The sequence below is a fragment of the Phreatobacter stygius genome (genome assembly GCF_005144885.1).
Taxonomy (GTDB): domain Bacteria; phylum Pseudomonadota; class Alphaproteobacteria; order Rhizobiales; family Phreatobacteraceae; genus Phreatobacter; species Phreatobacter stygius.
Genome location: NZ_CP039690.1, coordinates 1352482 through 1368268 on the forward strand (window position 1 = coordinate 1352482; position 15787 = coordinate 1368268).

A 15787-nucleotide genomic window follows, 5' to 3' on the forward strand; every position below is an offset into this window, starting at 1 on the left:
ATCTTGAACCTGGAGACACCCATGTCCGATCGCTTCAACTTCGACCGCCGCACCTTGCTCGGCGCCGGCACCGCCACCCTCGCGACCCTCGCCGCTCCCGGCCTCGTCCGGGCGCAGGCGCCCACCACCATCCGCATCGGCGGCACCGGCGGCCCGCATTCGCAGATCCTGGAAGCCGTGAAGCCGGTCGCCGCCAGGCGCGGCCTCGACCTCAAGATCACCGAGTTCTCCGACTACATCATCCCGAACGCGGCACTTGCCGCCGGCGAGCTCGATGCCAATTCCTATCAGCACAAGCCGTTCCTGGATCAGCAGAACGCCGACCGGAAATACGATCTGGTCAGCGTCGGTCTGACCGTCAATTTCCCGCTCGGCGTCTATTCCAAGAAGTACAAGACCTGGGCCGAGGTTCCGGACGGCGCGCAGATCGCCATCCCGAACGACCCGACCAATGGCGGCCGCACGCTGCTCCTGTTCCAGGACAAGGGACTGATCAAGCTGAAGCCCGGCGTCGGCTATAGCCCGACCGTCGTCGACATCATCGAGAACACCAGGAAGTTCCGCTTCCTGGAGATCGAGGCGGCCCAGACGCCACGCTCGCTCGACGACGTCGCGGCCGCCGCGGTCAATACCAATTTCGCCATCCCCGCCGGCCTCAATCCGACCCGTGACGCGCTGCTGCGCGAGGACCCGAAGGGGCCTTACGTCAACCTGATCGCGGTGCGCGCCATCGACAAGGACAAACCCTGGGTCAAGCCGCTTGTCGAGAGCTACCAGTCGGCGGAGGTCAAGGCCTTCATCGACAAGACCTTCCAGGGTTCCGTGATCGCCTCCTGGTAAGGGCCGGCAGCCGGGCCGACGAAGAGGCTCACGGCGGCGGCATTCACATCTCTCATGAATGCCGAGGTCGTCGCGAGGACACCCCCTAAACCTCCCCCCGGCGGGGGGAGGTCGGCCGAAGGCCGGGAGAGCGGGAATTGAGACTTTAGAATCCGCCTTGCCCTCGTCGCACGGTGGCTTCTCGTCTCGCTCCTCGCCCCCTCTCCCGACCTGCGCTGCGCTCCGGTCGACCTCTCCCCGCCGGGGCGAGGTGGGGGCGGTGGTTCAGGTGCATTCCGTTCCGCTGCTACAATTCAAAACGTTTGTGCCCAGGATAAGGGGCCGGCAGCGATGCCGGCCCTTTTTCATTCCGCCGGCATGGCGGCCGTTTCTTCGCGGTCGCGCGGGAAGGTCAGGGCGGCCAGCGCGATCAGCACGCACAGGCCGGCGAGCACCTGGAAGGTCAGGGTGAAGCCGCCGGAACGATGCAGCCAGGCGACCAGCCAGACCGCGCCGGCGCCAACCCCGAAGGTCATGGTGTAGCGCGCCGCAAAGGCGCGGGCCCGCCACTCGTCGCTGGTATATTTGCCGGTCATCGCGTCGTTCAGCGTCACCTGGCTGTACATGATGGTGACCACCCCGGTCGCCGCGATCAGCATGGTCCAGTCCTGGGCGACCGAGGCGAGCAGCAGGAACGGCGTCAGCGCGAAACCGATCGGGATGAACAGGCTGCGCAGCGGATAGCGGTCGATCAGATGGCCGACGGTATATTGCGAGATCGCGCCGCAGAGATAGACCAGGAAGCCGATCGTGCCGATCACCGCCGGCGCCGAGCCGAACAGGGTGATGCGTTCCTGGATCAGCTTGGGCAGCGCCACCGTCACGGCATTGAAGGTGATGCCGAGCGAAAAGGCGACGAACAGCAGGATGACGAAGACCCGCATCATCTCGTCGCGGCCGATGCGCGCCTGGCCGCCGGCCTTCGAGCCGAGCCGCTTCTCGTCCCGGACATTGGCCATGAAGGCGACACCGACGAGAATGCTGACGGCCCCTGGGATGAAGAAGGCGGCCCGCCAGCCGAACCATTGGGTCAGCGCCCCGGTGATCAGCGCCGACAGCGCGACGCCCAGATTGCCCCAGACGCCGTTGATGCCGATGTCGCGGCCGAGCCTTTGCGCATGCGACACCAGCATGGCGGTGCCGACCGGGTGATAGATCGCGCCGAAGGCGCCAATGGCGGTGAGCCCGATCGCAAGCTCAGTGGCATTGCGGGCAAGACCGGTCGCCGCGACCGCCAGCCCGCCGCCAATGAAAAAGATCACCAGCATGTTGCGCCGGCTCCACCGGTCGCCAAGCCAGCCGGCCGGCAGCGACAAGGCGCCGAAGGCGATGAAGCCGCCGAGCGACAAAGGCAGCAGGTCGCCGAAGGGCACGCCGAATTCGGTCGCCATGGTCAGCACGGCCGTGGCGAAGATCAGCATCATCAGATGGTCGAGCGCATGGGCAATATTGATATAGGCGATGACGGTGGTCGGGCGGTTCATCAGGCACGTCCATTGGCAGGATCAGTGGCGCCAGCCTAGGATGGCTTATGAAGGATGTAACGCCAACTCCTGTCGATAAGACGCCAGATACTGCGTTCGAGGCTGGCATCGGCGTGCTGGCCCGGCGCTACCCGCAGGGCACCCATCTCGCCCTGCACCGGCATGAGACGGCCCAGCTGATCTTCGCGGTGTCAGGCACCATGCAGGTCACCACGCCAACCGGCCGCTGGCTGGTTCCACCCGAGCGCGCCGTATGGGTGCCGGCCCGTTTCGCCCACGCCATCGACATGCTCTCCGATGTCGAGATGCGCTCGACCTATGTGGCGGCGGGCGCCGCGCATGACGGCTGGGTGGCCGCAGCGCCCGGGCAAGACCGGGTGATTGCCGTCTCGGGCCTGCTGCGCGCCCTGATCCTGGCCCAGTTCGACCAGCCGCTCGCGCCCGGGCGGCGGCGGGCCGTCACCGCCCTGCTGCTCGACGAAGTGGCACGCGCCGAGGCCGCGCCGACCTTCGTGCCGATGCCAAAAAGTCCGGCCATGATCCGGCTTGCCGAAAGTGTCGTCGCCGATCCCGCCGGCGCTGCCGATCTGGCCGATCTCGCCGCCCGTGCCGGCACCTCGGTGCGCACCGCCTCGCGGCTGTTTCCGGCCGAGACGGCGCTGACCTTCAAGGCCTGGCGGCAGCGCGCCCGCATCATGGCGGCGATCCAGGTTCTCGGCCGCGGGGTGAGCGTGAAAGAGGCTGCGCGCAGCCTGGGCTTTTCATCCTCGGCGGCTTTCGGCGCCGCCTTCAGGAGCGTCACCGGCAAGACCCCCGGCGGCTTTTTCGAACCGAGGCCGTAGCTCGATCCGGCAAGGAGCACTCCCACCATGCCTGCGCCCATCGATTTCGCCGTGCGGCCCTATCGGGCGAGCGACCTCGACGCCGTCATCGCGATCTTTCTCGGCGCCATCAGGCAGGTCGCCTCGAAGGACTATGATCCGGCGCAGATCGATGCCTGGGCGCAGGTCGATCGAGCGGCATGGGGCCAAAGGCGGCTGAGCCGAACAACCTTTGTCGCGGTTGTCGGCCAGGTGGTTGTCGGTTTCGCCGATCTCGAGCCGGACGGCCATCTGGACATGATGTTCGTTCATCCCGCTTATCAGAGGATGGGCATTGCCTCCCTCCTGCTTGCAACCGTCGAGGCGACGGCCGGCACACGGAGGATCCCCTGGATCCGGGCCGAAGTCAGCATCACCGCCCGTCCATTCTTTGAAAGCCGGGGGTTCCAGCTTGTCGCGACACAGGAGGTTGCATTGCGCGGCCAGCTCCTGACCAACCACCGCATGCAGAAGGCGATCGCGCAGCACATGACCGCTCCGACCTGAGCGATCACGCGCCGCGGCGCGCAAGGCCAGCGGATTCATACGTCCCGGATAAGACCAATGTCTTCGGTGCCTGGCGCATGCTCGCCCGGGTGCGCAAGGAGAGCGGCCCCAGGCGAGCGTGCGTCAGGCCGCCCGCCGCCCACCCGGCGCCGCTGCGGCCTCGGGCTCGCCGGTCAGCGCGTGCAGGAAATGGCGCACCTCTTCGGCAAGCCTCGATGATTGTTCGCCGAGATCGCTGGATGTGGTGAACACCTCGCTTGCCACATCCTTGGTCTGGTCGATGCCGGCATTCACCTGCGACACGTTGGACGACAATGTGCGGGTGGTCTGCGCCGCCATCTGGGCGCTGGCCGCGATCTCGCGGGTGGCCGCATCCTGCTCCTCGATCGCTCCGGCAATCGAACTGGTCACCGCGTGAATTTCGGCCATGGTGCGCGCCACGTCGCGGATGGTGCCGACGGCGCTGGCGGTCGACGCCTGGATACCGGCGATCTGCTGCGCGATCTCGTCGGTCGCCTTGGAGGTCTGGGCCGCGAGCTGCTTGACCTCCTGCGCGACGACGGCGAATCCGCGCCCGGCCTCGCCGGCCCGCGCCGCCTCGATCGTCGCGTTGAGCGCCAGGAGGTTGGTCTGCGAGGCGATCGCCTGGATCAGGCCAACCACGTCGCCGATTTTCTGGGCAGCGTCGGAGAGCCGCATCACGTCGGCCGACGAGGCTTCCGTCATGCCCGTCGCGCTGCGCACCACGGTCGTCGCATTGCCGACCTGACGCGAAATCTCCTGGATCGAATGGGTCAGTTCCTCGGCCGCCGAAGCGACCGTCTGGACGTTGACCGATGTTTCCTCCGAAGCCGCCGCCGCCGACACCGCTTCGTCGGAAGCACTTGCCGCGATCGCGGTCAGTGAACGCGATGTCGCCTGCATTTGCCGGGCGCTGCCGTCGACGATCTGCAATACGCCCTCGGTCGCCAGCCGGAAGGTCTCGACGGCGGCGTTCACCTGCTGGTTCCGGGCCGCCCGCTCTTCCAGCAGGATCTGCTGATAGGTCGAGATGGCGAGGTCGAGGTCGAACAGCACCACCTTGTTCAGGCTCTCGATCAGCCGCGCCGCCTTGGTGGACGCGAACCTGTGCTTCGCCAGCACGAGGCGAGCGAGTTCCGACAGCATGAATTGATAGCCGCCGATATACCAGCGCGGCTCCAGTCCGATGTGGTGATGCGCGCGGCCGATGCGATCGATGCTCTCGGCATAGTCGGAGCCGAACTTGCCGCTGAACAATCGTTCCCAATGCCGGACCTGGGCACTTTCCAACGCACCCTGCCGGCTGCCGATCAGCGCCGCCATCTGCGGCTCGACCTGCAGATGGGCATAGAAGCGCTTCAGGATGCCGCCGAGCGCCGGTGCGATCATGGCCCACAACGGCTTGAGATCCGCCGCGGTGCCCTGGTCGATCCGAGCGAAGGCCAGCCGCGTGGAGAGATCCCGGTCCTTGGTCATGAAGCAGCCGTCCCATGCAACGAAATGCGATGACGGATAACTGCCCAGAAATGCTTAACGGATCATTTATACCTAAATATACTTGGAAACGGCAAATAACAATTCAAATACGGATAAATCACTTAAAGGAGAGAGGATCATGCGCAAGAAGCAACAGCAATTCGATGCCAAATCATCACGCGGAAGCGGCTCTATTCCTATCGACCTCGCCGGTTTCTCATGCCATCGCCCGAGGGGCGGTCTTCCTGCACCTGACGCCAGCGACAACGACCGGCCGTCAACGCAGCGACGGCGCGCGTCCGAGCACACGCAAGAGGTCGGCATGGACCGCCGCGATATGGCCCTTGAGAAAATCGCAGGCCGCCTCGACCTGACCCGCGCGGCAGAGCGCGATCAGCTCGCCATGCTCCTTCTCCGCGGTTCCCATCGCTTCGGTGCGGCTGAGCTGCACCCGGGTATAGCGGTCGCTGGTCTGTAGCAGCGACACGACGATCGCTTGCGTCCGCGGCTGTTTGGCCCGGGCATAAAGCGCCATGTGAAAGTCGGCATTGAGAACGCCCCAGCGGCTGACGTCATGGGCGGCGATCGCGCCGACGAACTGGCCCTGGATCTCGTCGAGCCGGACGAAATCCTCCGCCTCGAACAGCGGTGCCGATTGCGCCAGCATGCGCGGCTCGAGGATGCCGCGGAGCTCGAACACATCGTTGATCTCGTCGAGCGACAGTTCCGAGACGATCGCCCCCTTGTGCGGCGCGATCCGGACCAGACCCTCGGCCTCCAGCTGGAACAGCGCTTCACGCACCGGGATGCGGCTGACCCCATAGGTCACCGCCAGCGCGTCCTGGCGCAGCTGTGCTCCGGCCACGTGAGAGCCGTCGAGAATGGCCTGGCGCAGCTGATCGGCGATCGCGGCCGACAGGGTCTTGTGTTTCAGCGGAACGTTCATGCGAGACCCACCTTACAGCATTTTGCCAGGACACAAGCATCGCGGCGCGAGAAGAAAATGCGACAGAACAAGAGGTTAAAGCGCTTCTGCGGGGTCTGGGGCGGCATGGCGCAGGGCTTCTGAAAAATGCTTTCGCGGTGCTTGACTCGAAGATTGTATAAAATCTACGATCTGAAAATTCCAGAGCAAAACGCACTCTCGAGCCCCAGAGCGCAACGATGATCGACCAAGCGATCACATCAGCCCCCGTCATCGCGCCCTATCGGGTGATAACCGGCGCGTCCAACCGGCTGCTTGCCGTCGAGCGCCTGGCGATCATGGGCCTGATGTTCCTTTTGACCGGCTTGATCCTGGTCAATGTGGTGACGCGCTACACCGGCTTTCCGATCTATTGGATCGACGAGTCGGCGGTCTATTCGGTGGTCTGGCTGACCTTCATCGGCGCCTCGGCGATGACCCGCCTGCGTCTCGATTTCTCGGTGACCATGCTGACCGAGCGGCTGCCGCCAGGGCCGATGAAGATCGCCAAGGTCATATCAACCGGCGCCGTCGTCGCCTTCGGCCTGGCGCTCGCCGCCATGTGCTGGCTGTGGATGGACCCGGTCGGCATCGCGCGGGCCGGTTTCGACGCCCGCGAATTCGCCGGCGACAGCTTCAACTTCCTCTACACCGAGCGGACCCAGACGCTGAACTGGCCGACCTGGGTGCTCTACCTGATCCTGCCGATCTTCGCCGTGTCGATGACCATCCACGGCGCCGCCAACATCCTGGAGGACCTGGAGCTCGTGCCGAAGGCCGCGCTGCCCGGCTTCAGGCTCTCCGACATCGATGCGGTGAACTGACGATGATCACCACCACCGCCTTCATGATCATCATGCTGGTCGGCGTGCCGATCGGGCTCTGCCTGTGCATCGCCGGCATGGTCTACATCATGGCCTCGGGCAATCCGCTCCTGTTCCAGAGTTTCCCGCTGCAGCTCTTCGGCGGCGTCGACAGCTACGGCCTGATCGCCATTCCGCTGTTCATCCTGATCGGCGAGATCATGAATGGTGGCGGCATCACCCGGCGTATCGTCGACATGGCCATGGCCTTTGTCGGCCAGCTCCGCGGCGGGCTCGCCTATGTCAACATTCTCGCCAACATGTTCGTCTCCTCGATCCTGGGCTCGGCGACCGCCCAGGTCGCGATCATGGCGCAGATCATGGTCCCGGAGATGGAGAAGAAGGGTTACGACAAGACCTTCGCGGCGGGGTTGACGGCCTATGGCGGCATGCTCGGCCCGATCATCCCGCCCTCGGTGATGTTCGTCGTCTACAGCGTGCTGGCCCAGGTCTCGGTCAGCGACATGCTGATCGCCGGCATCGTGCCGGGCGTGGTCCTCACCGTGATGTTCTGCGTCGTCATCGCGCTGATGGGTTATGTCTACAATTACCCGCGCGCCGAGCCGATGACCGTGCGCCAGCGGATCAGCACCATCCTCGGCGCCTGCCCGACCTTGCTGATCCCGATCGTCATTGTCGGCTCGATCCTCGGCGGCCTCGCCAATGCCACCGAATCGGCGGCGGTCGGTACCGTTGCAGCGGCTCTGATCGGCCGTTACTGGACCAAGGAATTCTCGTTCTCGCGGCTGCCCGAAATGATGCTGCGCGCCGGCATCTATTCGGCCGTCGTGTTGTTCCTGGTCGCCGCCGCCGCGGTGTTCTCCTGGGTGCTGATCTTCGGCAAGGTGCCGCAGGAGGCCGCCGCCTGGATCCAGTCGGTCGCCAAGGATCCGGTCAGCTTCATGCTGCTGGTCAATGTGATCTTGCTGGTGATCGGCACCGTCATCGACGGCATTCCCGGCCTGATCATGACCGTGCCGATCCTGCTGCCCATCGCCACCGAGGTCTATGGCATCGACCCCAGGCAGTTCGGCGTGGTGGTCGTGGTCAACCTGGTGCTCGGGCTGCTGTCGCCCCCCGTCGGCCTTTGCTTCTTCGTCGCCGCCGCCGTCACCGGCGCCAAGCCCGGCAAGATGTTCCTCGTCACCCTGCCGTTCTTCGGCATCTCCTGCGTCCTGCTCGTCCTGCTCTCGCTCTACCCCTTCCTGTCGCTTGCCTTGCTGAAATAACCGCAGCCGCCCCTCAAAACCCACGGAGTGATCCATGACCCTGTCCCGTCGTCATCTCATCACGGCCGCCGCCGCTGGTGTTGTCCTGCCGCTCGCCGCGCCCTCGCTGGCGCTCGCCCAGGCGCGTGAATTCCGCTTGGGCATCCTCACGCCCAACGGCCATCCCTGGAACAAGGCCGCGCTCAAGGTCGGCGACATGCTGAAGGCCGAGACCAATGGCCGCCTGTCGCTGACCGTGTTCCATTCCGGCCAGCTCGGCAACGAGGCCGCCATGCTGCAGCAGATGCAGTCCGGCGCCCTCGACATGGGCTGGATCATGGCGGCCGAGCTCGGCTCGCGGGTGCCGGCCATTGCCGCGATCACCGCGCCCTATGTCGTCGATTCGACGCCGAAGATCGCCAAGCTGGTGCGCCATCCCGTGGCGATGAAACTGTTCGACGTGCTGCCGCGCGAGACCGGCACGGTCGGCCTTGCCTGGGGCATCACCGGCATGCGCGCGATCTTCTCGGCGCGCGACATTTCGAGCCTCGCCGATATCCGCGGCATGAAGCTGCGCATCAACGCGACACCGGTCTATCGCGACTTCTACCAGGCGCTCGGCGCCGCCCCGACACCGATCCCGACGCCGGCCGTGTTCGACGCCATGACCAACGGCCAGGTCGACGGCCTGGAGGCCGATCTCGAATTCTCCTGGAACCAGCGCTTCGACAAGGTGTCGAAGGTCATCCTGCAGATGAATGCCGTGTTCATGCCGATGATCGCGCTGGTCTCCGGCCGGGTCTGGCAGACCGTGCCGGCCGGCGATCGCGAACTGATCACCAAGACCGTCAAGACCGCGCTCGACGCCCAGATCGACGAGCTCGCGCTGAACGAACCGAAGCTGATCGAGCAGTTCCGGGCGGCCCCCATCACCATCCGCACGGCGAACGTGGCCGACGCCCAGGCTGTCATCCAGGACTTCGACAAGATCTGGCTGCCGAAAGCGCCGGTTCTCGCCGACCTGCGCAAGGCCGGCGCCAGCCTCTGAGCCCATTCGACCACCTGTCCGGGGGGCGCGGCCCGAGTGCCCGCCCCTCCCCTTTGGAGATTACCAATGAGCCCGCGCATTTCCTGGGAAGGCGTCTTCCCGGCCGTGACCACCCAGTTCCGCGACGACCTGTCGCTCGACATCGACGCCACCGCCGGCGTCATGGACCGCCTGATCCGCGACGGCGTCTCGGGCCTGATCATCTGTGGTTCGGTCGGCGAGAACACCTCGCTCGAGCGCAAGGAGAAGATCGCCATCATGGAAGCGGCGAAATCGGTCGCCGCCGGCCGCGTGCCGGTTCTCTGCGGCATCGCCGAATTCACCACCGCCTTCGCGGTCGAGACCGCCAAGGAAGCGTCCCGTGTCGGCATCGACGGCATCATGGTCATGCCGGCGCTGGTCTATTCGTCGAAGCCGCACGAGACCGCCGCGCATTTCCGCGCGGTCGCCTGCGCCACCGACCTGCCGGTCATGCTCTACAACAACCCGCCGATCTATAAGAACGACGTGACGCCGGATATCCTCGTCTCGCTCGCCGATGTCGAGACGGTCGTCTGCTTCAAGGACTCCTCCGGCGACACCCGCCGCTTCATCGATACCCGCAACAAGGTCGGCGATCGCTTCGTGCTGTTCGCCGGTCTCGACGACGTCATCGTCGAGAGCGTCGCCATGGGCGCCGCCGGCTGGGTCTCCGGCATGTCCAACGCGTTCCCGCGCGAGGGCGAGACGCTGTTCCGGCTCGCCAAGCAGGGCCGCTTCGCCGAAGCCATGCCGCTCTACGAATGGTTCATGCCGCTCCTGCATCTCGATGCCCGCCCGGACCTCGTCCAGTGCATCAAGCTCTGCGAGCACATCATGGGCCGCGGCACCTGGCTCACCCGCCCGCCGCGGCTGGCCCTGCTGCCGCACGAGAAAGCCGAGGTCGAGGCCATGATGGCCGCCGCCTTGAAGGTTCGCCCCGCCCTCCCCGATGTCGGCCTGAAGATCGCCGCCTGACGTGGCACGTCACCTGGCCCTTCTCCGCATTTGCCGAGCGTTAAGCACAATGCGGAGAGGCTTCCCCGGGCTTAACCTGCCGTTGAGCGGGATCGGCTCCTTTGCCCTGGGGGACAGGGGTGTTCGATGGACAGGACCGACATGACATTCAGCCTGCCGACCTGGCGCGTCACGCGCTGGTTGGTGGAGCCGGGCGCGGATGTTCCCGACAATATCCGCCACGCGCTGATCGCCAGCCTGTTCGGCACCTTGCCGATCTTCTTTGGCGGGGTCGCCAACACCATCCTGGTCGCGACCGCGGTGGTCATCCGCCAGCCGCAGCCGCTGTTCATCGCCTGGCTCTGTTTCGAAGTGGCCCTGTGCATCAGCCGTTTCGTCGTGCTGGTCGTTGCGCAGCGCGCCGCGGCCGCCGGACGCAAGACGCCGACCGATATCTCGATCGTGCTCGCCGTCTGCTGGGGCTTCAGCGTCGGCCTCGGCACATTTCTCGGCCTGACCTGCGGCGACGGGGTGATCGCGACGCTCACCTGCCTCTCCGCCGCCGCCATGGTCGGCGGCATATGCTTCCGCAATTTCGGCGCGCCGCGCATGGCCGCCGCCATGATCGTGCTGAGCCTCGGCCCTTTGTGCCTCGGCACCCTGTTCACCGGCGAGCCGCTGCTGCTGGTCGTGTTCCTGCAGATCCCCTTCTATCTCTACAGCATGAGCGCCGCGGCCTTCAGGCTGAACCGGATGGTGGTGACGACCATGAAGGCCGAGCAGGACAACGCCCATCGCGCGCGCCATGACGCGCTGACCGGCCTGTCCAACCGCGCCGGCCTGACCAGCGCGTTGAGCGACCGGCTGGCCGGCCGCGCCGATGCCCCCAGCCACCTCGCCCTGTTCTACCTCGACCTCGACGGCTTCAAGACGGTCAACGATACCTATGGCCACGCCGCCGGCGACCGGGTGCTGCAGCTGGTCGCCGACAGGTTCGACGGACTGGTGCGCATTGGCGACGTCACCGCCCGGCTCGGCGGCGACGAATTCGTCGTGCTGGCCGACATGATCGATCCGGATACGGCGCTCCGCTTCGGCGCACGGCTGATCGAGGCGATCGCCGGCAGCTATGATCTCGGCGACGGCGCCGAGGCCTTGGTCGGCGTCAGCGTCGGCATAGCCTGCGCGCCCGACCATGGCAGCGATGTCGCGACCCTGCTGGCCGCTGCCGATGCCGCCCTTTATGACGCAAAGTCGCTCGGCAAATGCCGCTGCGCCCTGGCAACCGCCAATGCGGGCGCCGCAAACCTGCTTCGGAACGCGCCGCCGCGCGACCGTGATAGGCTCGCCGGCCCCGCCCTGGCCGTCCGCTCGGCGGCCTGATCGGTGCCATGGATCGTCACCGGTTGCATGCCGGCGCGGGCCGCCGCATACCGGCGGCGCAATGTGAAGCAGGCCAAGCCATGTCACGCACCACCTTCTTCTGCATCGACGGCCATACCTGCGGCAATCCGGTGCGTGTCGTCACCGGCGGCTCGATCCCGCAACTTGCGGGCGACACCATGTTCGAGCGGCGCCAGCATTTCCTCCGGGAGTTCGACTGGATCCGCACCGGCCTGATGTTCGAGCCGCGCGGCCACGACATGATGTCGGGCTCGATCCTCTATCCGCCAACGCGCGCGGATTGCGACGTCGGCATCCTCTTCATCGAAACCTCCGGCTGCCTGCCCATGTGTGGCCACGGCACCATCGGCACGGTGACCACCATCATCGAGCACGGCCTCGTCACGCCGAAGACGCCGGGCCTCCTGAAGCTCGATACGCCGGCCGGCCTGGTCGAGGCGCGCTACGTCCAGAACGGCCCCTTTGTCGACAGCGTCCGGCTGACCAATGTGCCCTCGTTCCTGCTCGGGCGCGGCTACGAGGTCGATGTCGAGGGGCTCGGCACGCTTGTCGTCGATGTCGCTTATGGCGGCAATTTCTACGCCATCGTCGAGCCGCAGCCGGGCTACCGCGATCTCGAGGACCTGCAACCCTCCGACGTGCTGCGGTTCAGCCCGGCGCTGCGTCGCGCCTTCAATGCGCGCCACAGAATCGTGCATCCGGCCAATCCGGCGCTCGATCACCTCACCCATGTCCTGTGGACCGGTCGGCCCATGCACGGCGGCACCGCCCGCAACGCGGTGTTCTATGGCGACAAGGCGATCGACCGCTCGCCCTGCGGCACCGGCACGTCGGCCCGCATGGCCCAGCTCGCCGCCACCGGCCGGCTCGCCGCGGGTGACGATTTCATCCATGAATCGATCATCGGCTCGAAGTTCACCGGCCGGATCGAAGGCCAGACCCGGGTCGGCCATGTCGAAGCGATCATTCCCTCGATCGAGGGCTGGGCGCGGGTGACCGGCACCAGCACGATCACCATTGACGATCGCGATCCCTATTGGGCCGGATTTCAAGTCGCCGATCGGTAACGTCGCCGGCCGGTCGGCGCGCCGTTCAAGGCTGCGGCGCGACCACCGGATAGACCGAGGTGAACGGCTCGATGCGGACGATGCCGGCGGCGAAGACGCCGACCTTGGCCATCGGCGCCATGACCAATGCGCCGTCGACCCGGCGCTGCACCGCATAGCGCCAGAGCGACACCTGCCCCTCGGCGGCGATCTTGCGGGAAATCAGTTCGGCCTGGGCGCCGGCGCCAAGCCCTGCCAGTTCGGCATCCGGCACGCCGATGAAGATCTCGTCGCGCGGCCCGATCACCTTGAACAGGGTGATGCCGCTCGCGGCCGGAGCGGTGCCGACCGCCGAGGCCGCGCTGCCGGCGAGACCCGACATCAGGGCTGCGAGGCTGCCGGCCATCAGGGTACGGCGGGCAATCGGGGACGAGAGGGCCATGACGAGATCTCCGGTGGATTGGCGCTGACATCTTGGGCGTGAAGCGGCATCCACGCCGCGTGTGAGGGCGGGGTTTCGCGCACCGATATTTCAGTTGGACGGCTCGCCCGCGTGGCCATGTTTCGACAGCCGAGGCCCAGCCTTCCCCGGCGATCCGGGAGTGGCGCAATCCCCATCGTCCTGGGACAGCCATGCTTGACAGATTGGCGAGCCTTGTATGTAACGTTATTACATAACGAAGCCCCTACCCCAGGCGGCCCGGAGCAGCCACGCATGCCTTTGCCCAATGCCTTCAAGTCCTCGTCGCTCGGCCTTCTCGCCTTGTCGATCCTGTCCGTTGGTGCCCAGGCCCAGATGGCGCTGCCCGAGATCCTGATCGAGGCGCCGCGGGCCGCACCCGAGGCCAATGCCACCGGCCTGACCGAGGGCCAGCTGACCGTCATCGATCGGGCTTTCGTGCCGGTCACGGTGGTCAACCAGGGCGACATCCAGCGCAATGGCGGCGCGACGCTGGGCGACCAGTTGTTCACCCTGCCCGGCATCACCGGCAACAGTTTCGCGCCGGGTGCGGCCAACCGCCCGGTCATTCGCGGCCTCGACAATGCCCGTGTGCGCATCCAGGAAAACGGCATCGGCGCCCAGGATGTCTCCGACCTGTCGGAAGACCATGCGGTGCCGATCGACCCGCTGGCGGCCGAGCGCATCGAGGTGATCCGCGGCCCGGCGGCGCTGCGTTTTGGTTCGGCGGCGATTGGCGGCGTGGTCAATGTCACCAATGAGCGCATTCCGACCCGGCTCGGGCCCGAAGGGGTCTCGGGCATGGTGCGCGGCTCGCTGTCGTCTGCCGACAACGGCCTCGATGGCGCCGCGCAGGTGCGCGGCCGCTCGGGCAACTGGGCCTATTCGGCCGATATCTATGGCCGCAACTCCGGCGACTACGCCATTCCGGGCGGCCGCCAGGCCAACAGTTTCGCCAATGCCTTCGGCGGCTCGTTCGGCGCCTCCTATTTCTTCGATAGCGGTTATGTCGGCGCGGCGATCTCGCAGTTCCGCAGCCTTTACGGCATTCCCGGCGTCGAGCCGGCGGCCAACCGCACCCGCATCGACCTGATCCAGACCCGGATCACCTCCAGGGGCGAATTCCGCTTCGACAGCCCGGTCATCGACACCGTGCGCTTCTGGCTCGGCGGTTCGCTCTACCGGCACAATGAAGACTTCCTCGGCGCCGCCGGTTTCGAGACCGCCGCGACCTTCCGGCAGAAGGAGATCGAGGGCCGGGTCGAGAGCCAGTTCCGGCCGCTCGCGACCCCGATCGGCACCTTGAATTCGGTGTTCGGCCTGCAGTTCGGCGCCTCCAGCCTCGGCACATCAGGCGAGGCCGGCGGCCTGCTGGCACCGGCCAATACCCGCACCGCCGCGGCCTTCCTGTTCAACGAACTCGCCTTCACGCCGTCGACCCGCATGCAGGCGGCCTTCCGCATCGAGAGCGCCCGTGTCGGCGGCACCGAGGCGCTGTTCCCGCCCGACTATCTCGGCTCGTCCGGAGCGCCGGTCGAACAGGCGCAGGTGCGCAATTTCACCCCGATGAGCGTCAGCCTGGGCCTGTTGCAGGACCTGCCCTTCGGTTTCGTCGGCAGCCTGACCGGTCAATATGTCGAGCGCGCGCCGCGCGCCCAGGAATTGTTCTCCAAGGGGCCGCACGAGGCCTCCGGCACCTTCGAGATCGGCGACCCGAACCTGCGCAAGGAGGCCGCGACCACCATCGAGGCAGGCCTGCGCCGCGCCCAGGGCCCCTGGCGCTTCGACGCGACCGCTTATTACACCCGCTATTCCGGCTTCATCTACAAGCGCCTGACCGGCGCGCGCTGCGACGAGGACTTCGCCTCCTGCGGCGCCGGCGGCGGCGAACTCCAGCAGGTCGTGTTCAGCCAGCAGGACGCGACCTTTTACGGCGCCGAGCTGCGCGGCCAGCTCGATATCGGCGCGCTCGGCAACGGCACGATCGGTGTCGAGGCCCAATATGACTTCGTCCGGGCGCGTTTTGCCGACAACACCAATGTGCCGCGCATTCCGCCGCATCGCCTCGGCGGTGGCGTCTATTGGCGCAACGACAACTGGTTCGCCCGCATGACCTTGCTGCATGCTTTCGCGCAGAACGACACCGCGTCGCACGAGACCTCGACCCCGGGCTATAACCTGCTCAACGCCGAGATCAGCTATCGCATGGCGCTGAAGAGCTCGCCCTTCAAGGACGTGACGCTTGGCCTGGTCGGCACCAATCTGCTCGACGAGACCATTCGCAACGCCGTGTCGTTCCGCAAGGACGAGGTGCTGATGCCCGGCCGCAACGTCAGGCTGTTCGCCACCGTGCGGTTCTAAGCCGGACCCAATGCGGAGCTTGCCTTGCGCAACGTCAGCCGGCCGGGATGATCGGCTGGTTCTTTGGGGGGCAATTTGGGCGACGCGTGAAGACCTTGGCCAATATCGCCGTCGCGCTGGTCGCGCTCGAGCACGTCGATATCCCGGTCCTGGAAATGTTCTTCTGGGACAAACCGAAGGGCATGCGCGCCTTTGGCATGACCCAGGCCCTGGTGCTGTTCACGCGCTGAA

15 protein-coding genes are annotated in these 15787 nt (G+C 66.2%); 11 read left to right on the forward strand and 4 right to left on the reverse strand.

Translation table 11 applies throughout. The features are described 5' to 3' along the window. Positions 1–21 precede the first annotated feature (21 nt). Entirely contained in the window at positions 22–840 is an 819-nt protein-coding gene (locus E8M01_RS06215) for a MetQ/NlpA family ABC transporter substrate-binding protein (RefSeq protein WP_136959331.1), read from the forward strand. 344 nt (positions 841–1184) lie between these two features. On the opposite strand, the gene E8M01_RS06220 is transcribed toward E8M01_RS06215, so the two are convergent. Further along, on the reverse strand, positions 1185–2363 hold the full coding sequence (locus E8M01_RS06220; RefSeq protein WP_136959332.1) for an MFS transporter: 1179 nt from the start codon (positions 2361–2363) through the stop codon (positions 1185–1187). 47 nt (positions 2364–2410) lie between these two features. Here E8M01_RS06220 and E8M01_RS06225 point away from each other — a divergent pair, with 47 nt between their 5' ends. Together E8M01_RS06225 and E8M01_RS06230 are read left to right on the forward strand one after the other, a co-directional pair. Beyond that, the gene (locus tag E8M01_RS06225) at positions 2411–3205 is read left to right on the forward strand and encodes an AraC family transcriptional regulator (protein WP_136959333.1); all 795 of its coding nucleotides are present in this window, start codon (positions 2411–2413) and stop codon (positions 3203–3205) included. A 27-nt stretch (positions 3206–3232) separates the two neighbouring features. Further along, entirely contained in the window at positions 3233–3730 is a 498-nt protein-coding gene (locus E8M01_RS06230; protein WP_136959334.1) for a GNAT family N-acetyltransferase, read from the forward strand. Positions 3731–3853: 123 nt separating this feature from the next. On the opposite strand, the gene E8M01_RS06235 is transcribed toward E8M01_RS06230, so the two are convergent. Both E8M01_RS06235 and E8M01_RS06240 read right to left on the reverse strand, forming a co-directional pair. Beyond that, complete coding sequence (locus E8M01_RS06235; RefSeq protein ID WP_136959335.1) at positions 3854–5227, reverse strand: globin-coupled sensor protein; 1374 nt, start codon at positions 5225–5227, stop codon at positions 3854–3856. A 277-nt stretch (positions 5228–5504) separates the two neighbouring features. Then, positions 5505–6173 (reverse strand): GntR family transcriptional regulator, encoded by a 669-nt coding sequence (locus E8M01_RS06240; RefSeq protein WP_136959336.1) that lies wholly within the window; start codon positions 6171–6173, stop codon positions 5505–5507. A gap of 218 nt (positions 6174–6391) precedes the next feature. On the opposite strand from E8M01_RS06240, the gene E8M01_RS06245 reads away from it, so the two are divergent. The 6 genes from E8M01_RS06245 to E8M01_RS06270 all read left to right on the forward strand — a co-directional run bounded on the left by E8M01_RS06245 (position 6392) and on the right by E8M01_RS06270 (position 12756). After that, positions 6392–7015, forward strand: coding sequence for a TRAP transporter small permease (locus E8M01_RS06245; protein WP_136959337.1), 624 nt, complete (start codon positions 6392–6394; stop codon positions 7013–7015). 2 nt (positions 7016–7017) lie between these two features. Next, positions 7018–8283 (forward strand): TRAP transporter large permease, encoded by a 1266-nt coding sequence (locus E8M01_RS06250; protein ID WP_136959338.1) that lies wholly within the window; start codon positions 7018–7020, stop codon positions 8281–8283. Between the two features lie 34 nt (positions 8284–8317). Continuing rightward, positions 8318–9310, forward strand: coding sequence for a TRAP transporter substrate-binding protein (locus E8M01_RS06255; RefSeq protein WP_136959339.1), 993 nt, complete (start codon positions 8318–8320; stop codon positions 9308–9310). Positions 9311–9376: 66 nt separating this feature from the next. Then, complete coding sequence (locus E8M01_RS06260) at positions 9377–10306, forward strand: dihydrodipicolinate synthase family protein (RefSeq protein WP_136959340.1); 930 nt, start codon at positions 9377–9379, stop codon at positions 10304–10306. 141 nt (positions 10307–10447) lie between these two features. Beyond that, entirely contained in the window at positions 10448–11668 is a 1221-nt protein-coding gene (locus E8M01_RS06265; protein ID WP_246088614.1) for a GGDEF domain-containing protein, read from the forward strand. An 80-nt stretch (positions 11669–11748) separates the two neighbouring features. Then, positions 11749–12756, forward strand: a complete 1008-nt coding sequence (locus E8M01_RS06270; protein WP_136959342.1) for a 4-hydroxyproline epimerase — start codon at positions 11749–11751, stop codon at positions 12754–12756. A 25-nt stretch (positions 12757–12781) separates the two neighbouring features. Here the strand turns inward: E8M01_RS06270 and E8M01_RS06275 are convergent, their stop codons facing one another. Next, complete coding sequence (locus tag E8M01_RS06275; RefSeq protein ID WP_136959343.1) at positions 12782–13177, reverse strand: hypothetical protein; 396 nt, start codon at positions 13175–13177, stop codon at positions 12782–12784. 273 nt (positions 13178–13450) lie between these two features. Between E8M01_RS06275 and E8M01_RS06280 the strand changes: the two genes are divergently transcribed. Both E8M01_RS06280 and E8M01_RS06285 read left to right on the forward strand, forming a co-directional pair. After that, positions 13451–15556 (forward strand): TonB-dependent receptor, encoded by a 2106-nt coding sequence (locus E8M01_RS06280; protein WP_136959344.1) that lies wholly within the window; start codon positions 13451–13453, stop codon positions 15554–15556. A gap of 86 nt (positions 15557–15642) precedes the next feature. Continuing rightward, a complete protein-coding gene (locus E8M01_RS06285; protein WP_246088615.1) occupies positions 15643–15786 on the forward strand; it encodes a DUF1304 family protein in 144 nt (47 codons plus the stop codon). Position 15787: the final 1 nt, after the last annotated feature.